The organism is Sulfurimonas hydrogeniphila, from assembly GCF_009068765.1.
Lineage (GTDB): Bacteria > Campylobacterota > Campylobacteria > Campylobacterales > Sulfurimonadaceae > Sulfurimonas > Sulfurimonas hydrogeniphila.
In genome coordinates this window covers 746,088-759,006 of the sequence record NZ_CP035534.1, presented here as the reverse complement: position 1 = coordinate 759,006, position 12,919 = coordinate 746,088, and the positions used below count along the sequence as shown (strand labels likewise).

15 protein-coding genes are annotated in these 12,919 nt (G+C 38.6%); 10 read left to right on the top strand and 5 right to left on the bottom strand.

Annotated features, from left to right (window positions below; genetic code table 11):
• The first annotated feature begins 41 nt into the window (after positions 1-41).
• From ETP70_RS04030 to cobA, 8 genes are all read left to right on the top strand, one after another.
• Positions 42-695, top strand: a complete 654-nt coding sequence (locus ETP70_RS04030) for a c-type cytochrome (RefSeq protein WP_151899971.1) — start codon at positions 42-44, stop codon at positions 693-695.
• Entirely contained in the window at positions 685-2,118 is a 1,434-nt protein-coding gene (locus tag ETP70_RS04025; protein WP_151899970.1) for a cbb3-type cytochrome c oxidase subunit I, read from the top strand. Before ETP70_RS04030 ends, ETP70_RS04025 begins: the two co-directional genes overlap by 11 nt.
• A 9-nt stretch (positions 2,119-2,127) precedes the next feature.
• The gene (locus ETP70_RS12375; RefSeq protein ID WP_188110045.1) at positions 2,128-2,280 is read left to right on the top strand and encodes a hypothetical protein; all 153 of its coding nucleotides are present in this window, start codon (positions 2,128-2,130) and stop codon (positions 2,278-2,280) included.
• A 56-nt stretch (positions 2,281-2,336) separates the two neighbouring features.
• The gene (locus ETP70_RS04020) at positions 2,337-3,974 is read left to right on the top strand and encodes a nitrite reductase (protein WP_151899969.1); all 1,638 of its coding nucleotides are present in this window, start codon (positions 2,337-2,339) and stop codon (positions 3,972-3,974) included.
• Positions 3,975-4,181: 207 nt separating this feature from the next.
• Positions 4,182-4,490 (top strand): c-type cytochrome, encoded by a 309-nt coding sequence (locus ETP70_RS04015; RefSeq protein WP_151899968.1) that lies wholly within the window; start codon positions 4,182-4,184, stop codon positions 4,488-4,490.
• On the top strand, positions 4,490-5,611 hold the full coding sequence (locus ETP70_RS04010; RefSeq protein ID WP_151899967.1) for a radical SAM/SPASM domain-containing protein: 1,122 nt from the start codon (positions 4,490-4,492) through the stop codon (positions 5,609-5,611). The genes ETP70_RS04015 and ETP70_RS04010 overlap by 1 nt, the downstream gene beginning before the upstream one ends.
• Positions 5,611-6,717: a cytochrome D1 domain-containing protein gene (locus ETP70_RS04005; RefSeq protein ID WP_151899966.1), complete on the top strand. Its 1,107-nt coding sequence runs from the start codon at positions 5,611-5,613 to the stop codon at positions 6,715-6,717. Before ETP70_RS04010 ends, ETP70_RS04005 begins: the two co-directional genes overlap by 1 nt.
• A complete protein-coding gene (gene cobA / locus ETP70_RS04000) occupies positions 6,710-7,444 on the top strand; it encodes a uroporphyrinogen-III C-methyltransferase (protein WP_151899965.1) in 735 nt (244 codons plus the stop codon). Before ETP70_RS04005 ends, cobA begins: the two co-directional genes overlap by 8 nt.
• On the opposite strand, the gene ETP70_RS03995 is transcribed toward cobA, so the two are convergent.
• Both ETP70_RS03995 and ETP70_RS03990 read right to left on the bottom strand, forming a co-directional pair.
• Positions 7,441-7,920, bottom strand: a complete 480-nt coding sequence (locus ETP70_RS03995) for a tetratricopeptide repeat protein (RefSeq protein WP_151899964.1) — start codon at positions 7,918-7,920, stop codon at positions 7,441-7,443. The two genes, cobA and ETP70_RS03995, sit on opposite strands and share 4 nt — an antisense overlap.
• 13 nt (positions 7,921-7,933) lie before the next feature.
• Entirely contained in the window at positions 7,934-8,128 is a 195-nt protein-coding gene (locus tag ETP70_RS03990; RefSeq protein WP_151899963.1) for a hypothetical protein, read from the bottom strand.
• A gap of 65 nt (positions 8,129-8,193) precedes the next feature.
• On the opposite strand from ETP70_RS03990, the gene ETP70_RS03985 reads away from it, so the two are divergent.
• Complete coding sequence (locus tag ETP70_RS03985; RefSeq protein WP_151899962.1) at positions 8,194-8,541, top strand: hypothetical protein; 348 nt, start codon at positions 8,194-8,196, stop codon at positions 8,539-8,541.
• 55 nt (positions 8,542-8,596) lie between these two features.
• Positions 8,597-9,490, top strand: a complete 894-nt coding sequence (locus ETP70_RS03980) for a glycosyl transferase (RefSeq protein ID WP_151899961.1) — start codon at positions 8,597-8,599, stop codon at positions 9,488-9,490.
• A gap of 20 nt (positions 9,491-9,510) precedes the next feature.
• On the opposite strand, the gene ETP70_RS03975 is transcribed toward ETP70_RS03980, so the two are convergent.
• From ETP70_RS03975 to ETP70_RS03965, 3 genes are read right to left on the bottom strand one after another with little or no spacing between them, the layout of a single operon-like run.
• On the bottom strand, positions 9,511-9,894 hold the full coding sequence (locus ETP70_RS03975) for a thioredoxin family protein (RefSeq protein WP_151899960.1): 384 nt from the start codon (positions 9,892-9,894) through the stop codon (positions 9,511-9,513).
• Positions 9,887-11,692: a multiheme c-type cytochrome gene (locus tag ETP70_RS03970; RefSeq protein ID WP_151899959.1), complete on the bottom strand. Its 1,806-nt coding sequence runs from the start codon at positions 11,690-11,692 to the stop codon at positions 9,887-9,889. The genes ETP70_RS03975 and ETP70_RS03970 overlap by 8 nt, the downstream gene beginning before the upstream one ends.
• A complete protein-coding gene (locus tag ETP70_RS03965) occupies positions 11,689-12,891 on the bottom strand; it encodes a cytochrome-c peroxidase (RefSeq protein WP_151899958.1) in 1,203 nt (400 codons plus the stop codon). Before ETP70_RS03965 ends, ETP70_RS03970 begins: the two co-directional genes overlap by 4 nt.
• Between the last annotated feature and the right edge of the window lie 28 nt (positions 12,892-12,919).

The window sequence follows — 12,919 nt, the reverse complement described above, 5'->3', positions numbered from 1 at the left end:
TGTTAATATATATTTTGACAATAAATTTATAGGAGGATACAGTGGCTAATAAATCTGTATGGAGTGACAATCGTTTCTGGCGAAGAACAGCAACGTGGGTTACAGGTTTTGCATCAGTTCTTTTAATTTGGCTAACGTTTGATACGTCAGCTCAGATTGCAATGGGAAATGATCAGGATCTACAAAACAAGGTGACGAAGAGGGTTCCAGGACCTACCGTTATAAATTACAAAATCACGTATGAAATGAGCGCAAAACGTGGTCATGAAATTCCTGTGATTGGGGAAAAAGAAAAGTTCTTTGGTCGAGATGACTATTCTGAAGAAGAAGCCGGGGCTTTACTTCACTTAGGCAAGTTGGGCTCACAGGCCAAAAACTGTATGGATTGTCATACACTTCTTGGGAATGGCGCATACTATGCACCTGACTTAACAAAAGCATGGTTGGACCCTGCATGGGGACCAGATGGTGCGATGCAGGCTTTAACGGGGAAAAACACAAAAGAAGAGGCGATGGCTGAATTCCTTATGCATCCGGACCAGTATCCTACACATGCCCGTATGATGCCGGATTTAGGTATCACAGCAAAAGAGGCTAAAGGTTTAGTTGCTTTCTTGAAACATATGTCATCTATTGACACAAATGGCTTCCCAAGAAACTTTGGAAAAATAAAAGGAGCAGTTCATGGCAAGTAAATATTTAACAGGTGTCGGAAGTGAATCAAAACAGTTGGCAACATGGTATTTTACATTTGCAGCTATTCTCTTTGGCGCCCAATTACTTTTCGGGTTAGTGGCAGCGATTCAGTATGTAATGCCTGGTTTTTTATATGGCGTTCTGGACTTTTCAATTGCCAGAATTATACATATTAATGCACTCGTTGTTTGGATGGTCTTTGCAATGTTTGGTTCTGTTTACTGGTTACTGCCGGATGAGACAGGTATTGAGACAGTCGGTATCAAAATCGGAAAGCTTTTGTTTTGGATTTTTGCAGCAGCAATCGTTGTCGTTGTACTTGTATACCTGTTCATTCAGGTAGGTCCTGCAGATGCAACAACAATCTGGTTTATTACAGAGGGTCGTGAATATATTGAAGCACCTCGTTGGGCTGACTGGGGCATTGTCGTTGTCGCACTTGGATTTGTCGGAAATCTTTTCTTAACAGGAATGAAAGGGGAGCAGACAGGAATTGTCACCGTTCTTATGGCAGATATGATTGCCTTTGCAGGTCTTTATTTGGCCGGTATGTTCTTTACGGACAATATTTCAGTTGATCAGTACTGGTGGTGGTGGGTAATCCACTTATGGGTTGAGGCTACCTGGGAAGTTTTCGTTGGCGCGATTGCGGCTTACGGTCTTATTACTATGATTGGCGCGCACCGTAAAGTTGTTGAAATGTGGTTATGGATAGAAGTTGCAATGCTTTTCGGTTCAGGTATTCTTGGACTTGGGCACCACTACTTCTGGATTGGTACACCTGAATACTGGTGGGAAATTGGTGCACTATTCTCTGCACTTGAACCGTTACCGCTTGTAGCTATGTTTATTCATGTACTTTATGATTGGGGTAAAACGCAAGGTGGAGAAGAAGCAAGAGGAAACAATGTTTCTGTTATTAACAATAAGCCTGCATTTACATGGTTTGTCCTTAATGCTTTTGGTAACTTCTTGGGTGCAGGTATTTGGGGATTTTTCCATACACTACCTCAAGTAAACCTTTATACTCACGGTACACAGTTTACTTCGGCACACGGGCACTTAGCTTTCTTTGGTGCTTATGCAACTATTCTTGTCGGTATGATGTATATTGCAGTTCAAGGCACAAACGGGATTAAAATTATGAAAAACACGAAAGCCTCTATATGGGCTGTTAGCCTAATAGTTAGTGGGGTAGTCGGCATGACCGTAGCACTTACGATTGCAGGATATGTACAGGTTCTTGTTTCTCGTGCACAAATGGGTGCTACTTGGGCAGGATATTTTGACGGTCAAAGCGGAATGTGGTTTTCTCAAGCAATGGATTGGAGACTCATTATGGGTGTAGTTACATTCACAGGTTTCATATTCTTGGCAAAAGATTTACTTACAACTGGTAAAAATCCAGTACACGAAAGATAAGGAGATACAATGTTTGAACCATTTACAGATGTCAACCCGAGTTTTTTCGGTTGGCTTAACCAAGGTCCTTTGACCTTAACAATTTTTCTGCACACTATAATAATACTTCCAATGATTTGGATCTATTTTCAGGAGAAGAAACGTTTGGAAAATGAAAACTAGTCGGTATTGACTCTTTATGAGTCAATATCTAATCATATTTTAGAAGGAGAAATAAAATGAGATTAGGTAAATTAGTTATATCAGCTGCAGCGTTTGCAGTTGTCAGTTCAGGTCTGTTTGCGGGTACTTCGCATATGGATGTTGAGAAAATGTTCGAAAAAGAGTGTCAGGGTTGTCACGGTCCAAATCATGAAGGGGGCGTCGGTGCGGATTTGCGTCCGGCAAAATTAGAAAAGAAAAATGCATACAGTCTGGCTGAAGTTATTTTAAATGGTCGCCCCGGAACTGCAATGCCTGCATTTGCAAATAAAATGAATCAAGCAGATGCACAAAAAATGGTGGATTATCTTCAGCATTTCAAAGGTAAAAAAATAGAAGTCCTTACGCTCGATGCGGTAAAACAAGGCTGGAAAAAACTTAATGATAGAGCAAAGCTATTAAAAAAATATCCGCATGCAGTAGATGTAAAACATGTTACGGATATTTGTTTTGTTACAGAACGTGATGCAGAAAGAGTTACTTTTATCGATGGCACAAGTGGTAAAATACTTTCACGTCACCCTGCAGGTTTCGCTGTTCACGTAACAGTAACAAACAAACGTCAGCCTCGTTATGCATACTCAATCTCTCGTTCGGGTTTAGTCACTATGTTTGACCTTGCATCAAAAGGTCAGCAAAAAATTGCACAGGTACAAGTCGGTTCCGATTCTCGTGGTTTAGCAGTTTCACCTGATGGAAAATACCTCATGGCAGGAAACTATGTTCCGGGCGGTGCAATTTTAATGGATGCAATGACACTTGAGCCGTTAAAAGTTTACCCAACTTCATCTGTAATTAACATGGACGGAGATATCGGTTCATCTCGTGTAGCAGGTATCTATGATACTCCATACGGTCCATATATTGCATTTGCACTCAAAGATGCAGGGCATGTCTATATTATAGATTATTCTAAACCAAACTTCCCAATTGTCGGAGATATTCCAAATATCGGTAAAATCCTGCATGACGGTTTTGAAAATGAAGGAAAAGAAATAGGCCGTTACCTAATGCAAGCTTCTCAAGGAAGTGATGTAATGGGTGTAGTTGACTTTAAAACAAAATCTTTGGTTGCCAAAGTATACACAGGTCCGGGAAGCAAGCCGCATCCAGGTCAAGGTTCATCATGGTATAATGACAGATACGGTCAACTCTATGCGACAAACAGTATGAATGTCGGTGATGTAGTTATTTGGGACAGCAACTGGGATGTTGTTGCACATGTAAGAACTGCAGGCGGCGGTCTATTTGTCGGTACAAGTGAGCATACACCGTTTATCTGGTCTGATTGTGTACTCGGCGGTCCAGATAACTGGAATAAAATCTACCTTATCAACAAACAAACATTAGAGACTGATAGAATTTTGACAGTCGGTACAAAAAAAGGAACTATTACAGATCCTGTAACGCATAAAACACTTTACAGTTGGAAAGTCCCTACTGTTAAAGATAAAAAAGGCAAAGTAATTATTCCTCGTATTTTACATGCTGAACCTGCTAATCATGGTCATTGGACAATGGTTTCAGAGTGGAATGCCGGTCGTATCGGTATTTATGAAGCGAAAACCGGTAAATTTGTTAAATATATAGAAGGTTTGACAACACCGACGTTTACATATTCTATCGAACACAGACAGTCTATTCCTGGCGCGTAGACTCTACTTTTATATTTCTCCCTTTTTTGGGAGAAATCCTCTCATTACTTGATATAAATCATCTTTTTTTTCATAATATTTTTTTATAATTATATATCTAAGCTTTTTATTTAATTTTTCCCTGTTTTTTGGGATTTATAAGCAAAATTTCAAGTAAATTTTCGCTACAATATAAGCAATATACAGTTCTTAAAAAAGGGAGATGGAGTGAAAAAACTGATTATTCTTTTTTTACTTTTTTGCTCTGTGGCTTTTGCACAAAAGCCAGATGGTAAAAAAGTCTTTCAAACTTACTGTTGGGGATGCCATCATCAAACAGCAATGGCCTTTGGTCCCCCGTTTTCCCAAATTGCCGCAAAAAGAACAAAATCTGAAATAGAAGCCTATATAGCTTCTCCAAAATCAATGTACAAAGCTTTTGGCTACAAAAGAACTGTTATGACACAGCTTCATCTCAATGCACAAGAGCTCGATGCCATCAGTGACTATATTCTCTCTTATAAAGGTAAAAAATAATGTTTCGATTGTCAAATCTTATCGCCTCCGTTGTCGAAGAAAAAAAAGAGAGGATTTTAGACGGCAGTATCGCCATTTGGAACTTTACCAACCGCTGTAATCTCTCCTGTCTGCACTGTTACTCAAAATCAACCTTGGATGAAGTAGATACCCTCACAACTGGGCAGATTAAAAAAACCATCCTGGAGATGAAAGCCAATGGTGTCAAATTTATCATCTTTTCAGGGGGCGAGCCCTTAACAAGAAAGGACCTCTTTGAAATCGCCGATTTTTGCAAAGAAAACGGTATCATTACCTACCTCTCAAGCAACGGGCTCTATTTTACAAAGGGCAATATAAAAAGAATTACCGATACCTTTAACTATGTCGGTGTAAGTATAGACGGCGATGAAGCCACACATGATTACTTCAGAGGGCTCAAAGGGGCTTTTAAAGAAACATTAAAATCTGTTTTGCTTGCCAATGAAACAGGCGCAAAAGTCGGTATTCGATTTACTATGACAAAAGACACCATCAATTCTTTGGAATATATTTTTGATTTGGTCGAAAAACACAATATTCCAAAAATATATATTTCCCATTTAGTCTACTCTGGACGGGGACTTGATAACTTGAAAATGGATTTGACAAAAGAGCAGAGAAAAAAAGCGGTTGATTTTATACTTAACAAAGCATTTGAGTATTATGAAACCGGACGTGACATAGAAATAGTGACCGGAAATATGGAGATGGATGCGGTTGCATTTCTCAATAAGTTTGCACAAAAGTATCCGGAACTTAAAGATAAAATGAGACAAAGACTTGTAAAATGGGGCGGCAACTCCGCAGGTCGAAAACTCCTCAACATAAACAGCGAAGGCGATGTGCGTCCTGACCCGTTTTTTCCTCTCATTGTCGGTAATATTATTCATCAGGACTTTGGTGATATCTGGCAAAACGGAGCATTATTGGATGAGCTGAGAATTCATCCAAGAAAACAAATCAGCGGTATTTGCAGTACATGTAAGCAGATAGATATATGTAACGGCGGCAGTCGCGCACGTGCGTATGCAATAACAGGTGACCTGTGGAGTGAAGATCCATCCTGTTATTTAACCCAAGAAGAAAGAGAGACAGTATAATGAAAATAAGAAAAATTTTAGCAGTTGTATTAACAGCCTTGTCTTTACATGTAATTGCAAGTGCACATGAAAAAGTCTTTGTTGTTGAGAGAGAGAGTAATTCGGTAGCAGTCATAGAAGACGGGCTCCCAAGAAACCATATGGAGCATATGCACAATATGAATCATGGTGTTATGAAGTTTTATGGCAAGGACGGCTATCTTATCTCCCGCGACGGCTATATTATAAGATTTAATCCTGTCAGCGAAAAAAAACTTTCCGAATATAAAACAAGCAAAAGTGCCATAGGGTTTGTCATTAACAAAAACTATGTCGCCGTTGCCAACTATGATGACAAAAGTGTAGATATTTTATCCCGTAATCTGCAGCCCATACAAAAGCTCAAAACCGGTTCACGCAATGTTGGTATAAAAATCTATAAAAACTATCTTGTTTTTTCAGAGATGGACAAAGACACGATTGCCGTTTACAAAGACACAAACAAAGGCAAAGGCAAACCGCATTTTGTTCTCTACAAAGAGTTTAAAGATGTGGGAATTATGCCTTTTGACGCTTTACTTGATGGCAATAAATATGTCAACGGCTTTTTCAACAGTCCCTGGATAGGCGAACTCAACTTGGATACCATGAAATTTAAAAAAATTCCATTACAGTTGGGAGAAAGAGAACCGGTTTTAAAAGTACCGCATTTCGGTTTCTGGTCAGTGAGCCATTCTAAAATCTTCATTCCTGCGGTGGGAGACAACAAAGTTTTTGTCTTTACTCCAAAATTTAAATTTATTACAGCTATTAAAACTGAAGGAATGCCTGTTTTTACTGCCCTTTCACCGGATAAAAAATATTTGGCTGTGACATTCAGCGGTAAAAAGTTTCCGATCATTCAAATCATAGATACAAAAACACTCAAAGTCATTAAAAGATTTCAGTTTGACGGCAAGGTGTTACATGTAAGATGGTCCCGGGAAAAACCTTATCTGTATGTTTCTGTCAATGATGCTAACAAAATCGCTGTAATAAATACAAAAGGATGGTGGTTAAAACGCGAAATTTTTACCATCAAGAAGCCTTCAGGTATTTTTATTTATGAGGAAAAAAACAATGAGTAGAGTTTATTTAACCGGTGCCGGACCCGGAGATATTGAGCTGTTAACAATGAAAGCACACAGAGTTATCGGTGAGGCCGATGTCATCATATATGACCGTTTGGCAAATCCGGAAATATTAGAAATGACAAAAGACGGATGTGAATTTGTCTATGTCGGCAAAGAAGACGGCAGGCATACACTTCCTCAAGAAGAGATAAATGAAGTTATTTACCAAAACTCGCTCAAGCACAATGTAGTTGTCCGCTTAAAAGGCGGAGATCCTTTTGTCTTTGGACGCGGCGGAGAAGAGGGAGCATATTTGCATGAAAGAGGTGTAAAATTCGAAATTATTCCCGGCATCACCTCTGCAGTCAGCGTTCCTGCCTATGCCGGCATTCCGGTCACTCACCGTGGCATTGCCGTGAGTTTTCGAGTAGTTACAGGGCATGAATCCCCAAACAAAAAAGAGTCCCAGATTGCCTGGGAAAATTTCAAAACAGATGACACCATCGTATTTTTAATGGGACTGCATAATCTTTCTAAAATTTCATCAAAACTGATAGAAGTAGGCAAGCCTGAAGATTATCCCTGCGCTGTCATTTCACGCGGTACGACAAAAGACCAGAGTGTTGTTGTCGGAACACTCGGTGATATTGTGCAAAAAGCAGAAGGTGTACCAACTCCCGCACTCATTATAGTCGGAAAAGTTGTTACACTCAGAAAACAGCTTGACTGGTTTCATCACTAATAGTTTTGTAACTTATACTCTTTATACAAGAGTGCAGCTTCGGGATTTCCTGCGTCTATAGCCTTTTGGGCCCATTTCTTTGCCTCTTTGAATTTGTTTTGTGTAACATAGATTTCACTTAACAGATAACAGGCTTTGGTATCACCCTCTTTTGCATTTTTTTTCAGCCACTCTGCGGCTTTGTCAAAATTCATTGTCTGCATATAAATACGGCCTACATTTTGCAGCGCTTTTTTATGCCCCGCTTTTGCCGCACGTTCTAACAGTTCGGCTGCTTTAGAGATATTTTGTTCTACTCCATACCCGTTGTAATACATCAGCGACAAATTATAGGTTGCATTGATACTCCCCTGCTTCGCTTCTGTGTCTAACAATGAAAATGCTTTTTTATAATTTCCGGCATGAAAGGCTTCAAAAGCAGCATCTGACCCGTATAACAATGCACTCAGCAACAGTATAGAAAGTAATTTTTTCATACAATTCCTTTTGTCATATATAATACAATAAAGAGGAGAGAAACAGGGCACCCAAAAATGTTACCGCTAACATTACAGAGCGTTTTTGAGACTCTTGTATCCCGTGATGTGCCTCCAGATAATCACTGAGTCGGATTGCCGGATAGATTGTAAAAATAAACATTGGGAAAGTCAGCACCAAAATAATCATAACATCGTGAAGTGTCATCAAAATTCCTCGAAATTAAATTTTTCTTTATAATTATTATTATATCATATAACAAAGGGGTTACTATGAAAAAAATCATAATTTCGACGATTTCGATACTTTTAAGCACTCTGCTTTTCAATGCCTGCTCAACAGCAAAAATATCATCCGAAGATGTAAAAACAGCTGATTTCATACACTTCAAACATGAGATTCCACTCAAAAAAGTCCATACTCTCATTCGCGAAACCGGTGAAAAAAACGGTTGGAGAATCACTGAGTTTAAAGAAAATATGCTTATCGGAGAAAAAGAAGAAAATGGTAAAATGAAAGCAGTTACCATTACTTTTGCAAAAAATTATTTTAATATCTCACCAAAAGATGCTGATTTGCAAGAAGCTATAAAAAAAGAGGTTGAAGCGACAGAAGAGTAGTTATATTTATATACTTTTGATACACTTGATGCAAGAAAAAAACAAAAGGTATTGAATGGATTTTTTTAAATATATACATGCGGTAGGCACCGGTCCAAAAGGCAACAGAGATTTAAGCTTTGAAGAAAGCAAAGATATGATGGAGCAGGTTTTGAACCAGAGTGTTCCAAGCGAACAAATTGCCGCATTCCTGCTTGGATGGAGACTCAAGCCTGAAACGACAGAGGAGTTCCGAGGAGCTTTAAGCGCATGTGACGAATATACCCGCAAAGAGAATATTCCGGATTCAATAGAATTGGGATACCCTTTTGACGGTAAAGCAAAAAATCCGTATATATTTCCTCTGGTTGCGCAAATGTTAGAAAAGACAGCATTGAAACTTGTCATTATGGGGGATGAAAAACAGCCGGCAAAAGATGGTATCACCACTAAAAATATATGCCAGGAGATAGATCTTCATCCAAATATTAAATATTTTGACAGAAAAGAGTATTGCAACAAACTCCATAAGCTGACAGATATCAGAAACAAACTGGGACTCAGAAGCGGGTTCAATACAATAGAGAAACTTCCAAAAGCTGCAAACAGCAAATATGCCATTACAGGCGTCTTTCACAAACCTTATGTCAAGAAATATGTTGAAATTTTTGCAGACAGATATGAACGTTTTGCCTTAATTCAGGGGAATGAAGGAACACCGGAACTTTTCAGCAAAGGACGCCTTTGGATGATTGAAACAGATGAAGTCAAAGAGATCATTATAGACCCGCAATACTACGGCATACATTATAAAAAATCCTGGGACCAGATCACTCTTGCAGACTCACTCGAACAACTTAACAACCCTTCAGATGAATATTTAAAACTGGCAAAACTCAATGCCGCAGTCTATCTTTTTATAGCCCAACAATACAAAACAATTGATGATGCTTTTGAAGCTTTGCAATAAAAACATCAAGGAGTAAACATCTACTTTTGCTTTAAACACCTGGCTATATCACTGGGTTTCATATGTCCTCGCAATGCCTTGCAGCGAAAGAGCTCATTTTCGTCAAGAAAAAAGAGCGTTGGATATTGCACAGTATAGAGCATTTCTATAGGAAAACTCTCTTTTTGTTTTTGATAGACTATAACAAAAACTGCATATTTTTCAATAAGCGATGAAACTTTTTTGCTGTTGATAATTTTAAAAAGCTCTTTATTGCAAGCAGCAGAGTGTTTTTTTGTCAGATAGACCATCAGTATTTTATTTTCCTGAACAGCTTTTTGATGGGCATTGCTGTAAGAGTTTTCAAGTATAAATGATTCTCCCTCCATGAAAAAGAAACAAAGCAATACAAGAAGTCTAATCAAAATCTTTTTCCAGATCTGCTATTGTAATTACCGGCGGATCCGGAAGTTGCGGGTATGCCGCTTTGACAATATTTGTCACCCATTTCGGATAAATTCTAAAGTTAAGCTTTATGTTTACATGTAAAGGATACTGCAGCTCTTTTTGCAATGAAAATTTTTCTACAACCCGTTTGCCTGCAGGGATTCTTGTATCTTTGAGCAGTTTTTCATATCGCCAAAAAAACAATCCTACCGGTTTGCCCTCTTTGTCTCCAAATACTTTGTTGAAAATGACAGAACCTTTTTGAATCTCTCCCTCTTTATTCAGTTTTCCGCTGCTAAAAACAATTTTTCCGCTTTTGTCTTTTACTGTTATATCAAGCCAGAGTTCCCGAAAATCTGCCGCGCCTGTCGGGAGTTTGTGTCCAGCCCCCACATTTTTTACACCTACAGACAAAACCCCTTTGTCAAGTTTCACATCCAGTTTTGCCGATGTTTTTAAAAGCTGTATGGACTGTGACTCATTCTCTTTGTTTTTCAAGCCGGCAAGAAAATGGTTTCCGCCTGCAAAATAGTGTACTTTGATATCCTTTTTATGTTTTCCCCCGAGAGTTGACCTGCCTTCAAGCGGAGAGAATTTTCCGTTTTTCAAATAGGTCATATGGCAGTCGATACACTCTTTGTGCTCCTTTGGCTTCTTCGGATTGTTGTAGGGTGATTTTTTCCACTGTTCGTACGTTGAGACAACTTTTTTCCCGCTATGCGGCAGAAACTCATTATGACAAGAAGCACAATACTCGCTTTTTTTGTATAAAGGTTTCATATACTCCTGTTTATGAACCTTTGGCTTTGCATTGATAAGCTTCTGCGTGATCCAGACTTTCATATCTGAATGTGCATCTTCATACAGATATTTTTTTCTTTTTGTAAGATTAAGACTGTAGGAACTGTTTCCCGTCGGCTTTGCATCTGTTATACGGTGGCATGCAATACAGGAGACACCCTGTTCAAGTCTGTTTGGATGTTTTTCAAATTCATTTATCAGATTTTTTGATCCCTTGGTAAAAAGCGGTTCCGGCATAATATTGTCTTGCATAAAATGTGTAGTTCTTTCCTGATGCATACTCACGGTACTCGGATTGTGGCAACCCATACACCATTGTCTGAACTCTTTGCCTCTGTCCATTTCGGCTAAATTTTCAAGCACCATATAGTATGGATTGGAATCGGCAAGATGCCTGTGGTTTGAATCCGCCCATTGTTGAAAGACAGCCGGATGGCAGGCCTTACATGTAACGGAGTTTGTCCAGTCTATGCTGTGGTGATGTTTTGCACCGTCTGTAAAGATGATATTTGTCAGTTTCTCTGAACTTGAATAGGCATAGTTTGGGAAGAATATCAGCAAGAGAGGAAGAACAGCTGTCATTTTTTTTACTGCAAAAAACTTTCTCAGATGCAGTGCAAAAAAGAACAGCAAGACAAAAGAGCCATAAAGATGTATATAGTATGAGATAATACCATAGATATCACCGCCTCTGTTGCCTATCAAGAACAGGTACGTTCCGCTGACGAGCAAAAACACAAACACAAAAGCAAATGCCAATCCGCTTTTGCTTTTGTGTTTCATAATTATCATACTCTCATAAATATGCTTATATAAAAAAGGAAGCACAAAAAACAGTGTAAGGACTACAGAACCAAAAATGTGAAGAAATTCTATCACTCGAAAATAGGACCATTGCAGCGAAAAATAGTTCATCAGCAAAATTCCACTGACAAACATAAAGAGAATATCAAGGTTTATATATAAAATTTTCATTGCAGTTCCTTATACTCGACAACATCACCTTCAAGTGACTTTAAAAATGCTACGATTTCATCTATCTGTATCTCTGTTAACTCCATGCTTAACTGATATTTCCCCATAATACGGACAGCTTCCCGTAAATCAAATACGGCTCCGTTATGAAAATAGGGAGATGTTTTCGTTACATTTCTTAAAACAGGTACCCGAAAAAGCTGTTCATTATTTTTTCCCAAAAAGCCGCCTTTATTTTCAAATGGATATCTGCTGTAGGGTTTGATATTGAAATCAAAAGCAGCTACATCACGACCGATAAACTCTGTGCTGAAAATTCCCGTTACATCTATGATATGATTATAATTGCGTGTCGGAAACTTTTGAATTGTCTGTCCTCCGACCGTTATACCGGTATGGCATCCCTTACATCCAAGCTGAATGAAATTTCTGAAACCTCTTTTTGCCTCCTCACTCATAGCAGAGTCATCACCCTCTAAAAATCTGTCATAGGCACTTCGGGTAAGCAGCGTTTTCTGATATACATCCAAAGCCTTACACACATTTTCAAAAGTCACTCCGTCTTCAAAAACTTTGTCAAACTTTTGTTTATATGCATTGTTTTTTTTGACTCTTTCTTCGACCTCTTGCGTTGATAAATTCATTGTATATTTGCCATGTATCATCGGAGCAATAGCAGATTTTGAAGTTGTTGCAGACCCGTCCCACATTCTGTATTTTGCCAAAGCAGAATTTAGGATTGTAGGGGTATTTAAATGATTGGGAGAGGTTTTTCCTTCTGTACCAATAGCAGTTGCAAGTCTGTCACTGCCGCTTTGATCTTTTATATGGCATACCATACAGTCAGTTTTGGCCTGCGGATGAGTCAGGTCATCTAAAAACTGCTTTTTATTGTGCGGATTTTCACCCAACATATGACAAGAAGCACAACTGACTGATGTGTCCTGAGAAAGTATTTTGTCAAAATACAAACTTTTGCCCAAGGCAACTTTCTCTTTTGTTATCGGGTTCTCTTTGGAATCAAGCAGTTTTAAAAAGCCGCTATACTCTTTTGGTATAGGAGACATACCTCTGCTTAAGGCAATTTCCCGAAGTTTCTCATCACTGTAAATTTCTTTTGGTTTGTTTGGGATTATATAAGGGAGCAGTTCTATCCATACAACAATAATAAAAATTGCCAGGAAAGTCAAACGTAGCATAATGCACTCCCTTTATAAAACGAATATA

Excerpts from the sequence above, each read along its gene's own strand:
- ETP70_RS04025 (WP_151899970.1), top strand. The coding sequence starts at position 685 with ATGGCAAGTAAATATTTAACAGGTGTCGGAAGTGAATCAAAACAGTTG.
- ETP70_RS12375 (WP_188110045.1), top strand. The coding sequence starts at position 2,128 with ATGTTTGAACCATTTACAGATGTCAACCCGAGTTTTTTCGGTTGGCTT.
- ETP70_RS04020 (WP_151899969.1), top strand. The coding sequence starts at position 2,337 with ATGAGATTAGGTAAATTAGTTATATCAGCTGCAGCGTTTGCAGTTGTC.
- ETP70_RS04010 (WP_151899967.1), top strand. The coding sequence starts at position 4,490 with ATGTTTCGATTGTCAAATCTTATCGCCTCCGTTGTCGAAGAAAAAAAA.
- ETP70_RS04005 (WP_151899966.1), top strand. The coding sequence starts at position 5,611 with ATGAAAATAAGAAAAATTTTAGCAGTTGTATTAACAGCCTTGTCTTTA.
- cobA (WP_151899965.1), top strand. The coding sequence starts at position 6,710 with ATGAGTAGAGTTTATTTAACCGGTGCCGGACCCGGAGATATTGAGCTG.
- ETP70_RS03995 (WP_151899964.1), bottom strand. The coding sequence starts at position 7,920 with ATGAAAAAATTACTTTCTATACTGTTGCTGAGTGCATTGTTATACGGG.
- ETP70_RS03990 (WP_151899963.1), bottom strand. The coding sequence starts at position 8,128 with ATGACACTTCACGATGTTATGATTATTTTGGTGCTGACTTTCCCAATG.
- ETP70_RS03985 (WP_151899962.1), top strand. The coding sequence starts at position 8,194 with ATGAAAAAAATCATAATTTCGACGATTTCGATACTTTTAAGCACTCTG.
- ETP70_RS03980 (WP_151899961.1), top strand. The coding sequence starts at position 8,597 with ATGGATTTTTTTAAATATATACATGCGGTAGGCACCGGTCCAAAAGGC.
- ETP70_RS03970 (WP_151899959.1), bottom strand. The coding sequence starts at position 11,692 with ATGAAAATTTTATATATAAACCTTGATATTCTCTTTATGTTTGTCAGT.
- ETP70_RS03965 (WP_151899958.1), bottom strand. The coding sequence starts at position 12,891 with ATGCTACGTTTGACTTTCCTGGCAATTTTTATTATTGTTGTATGGATA.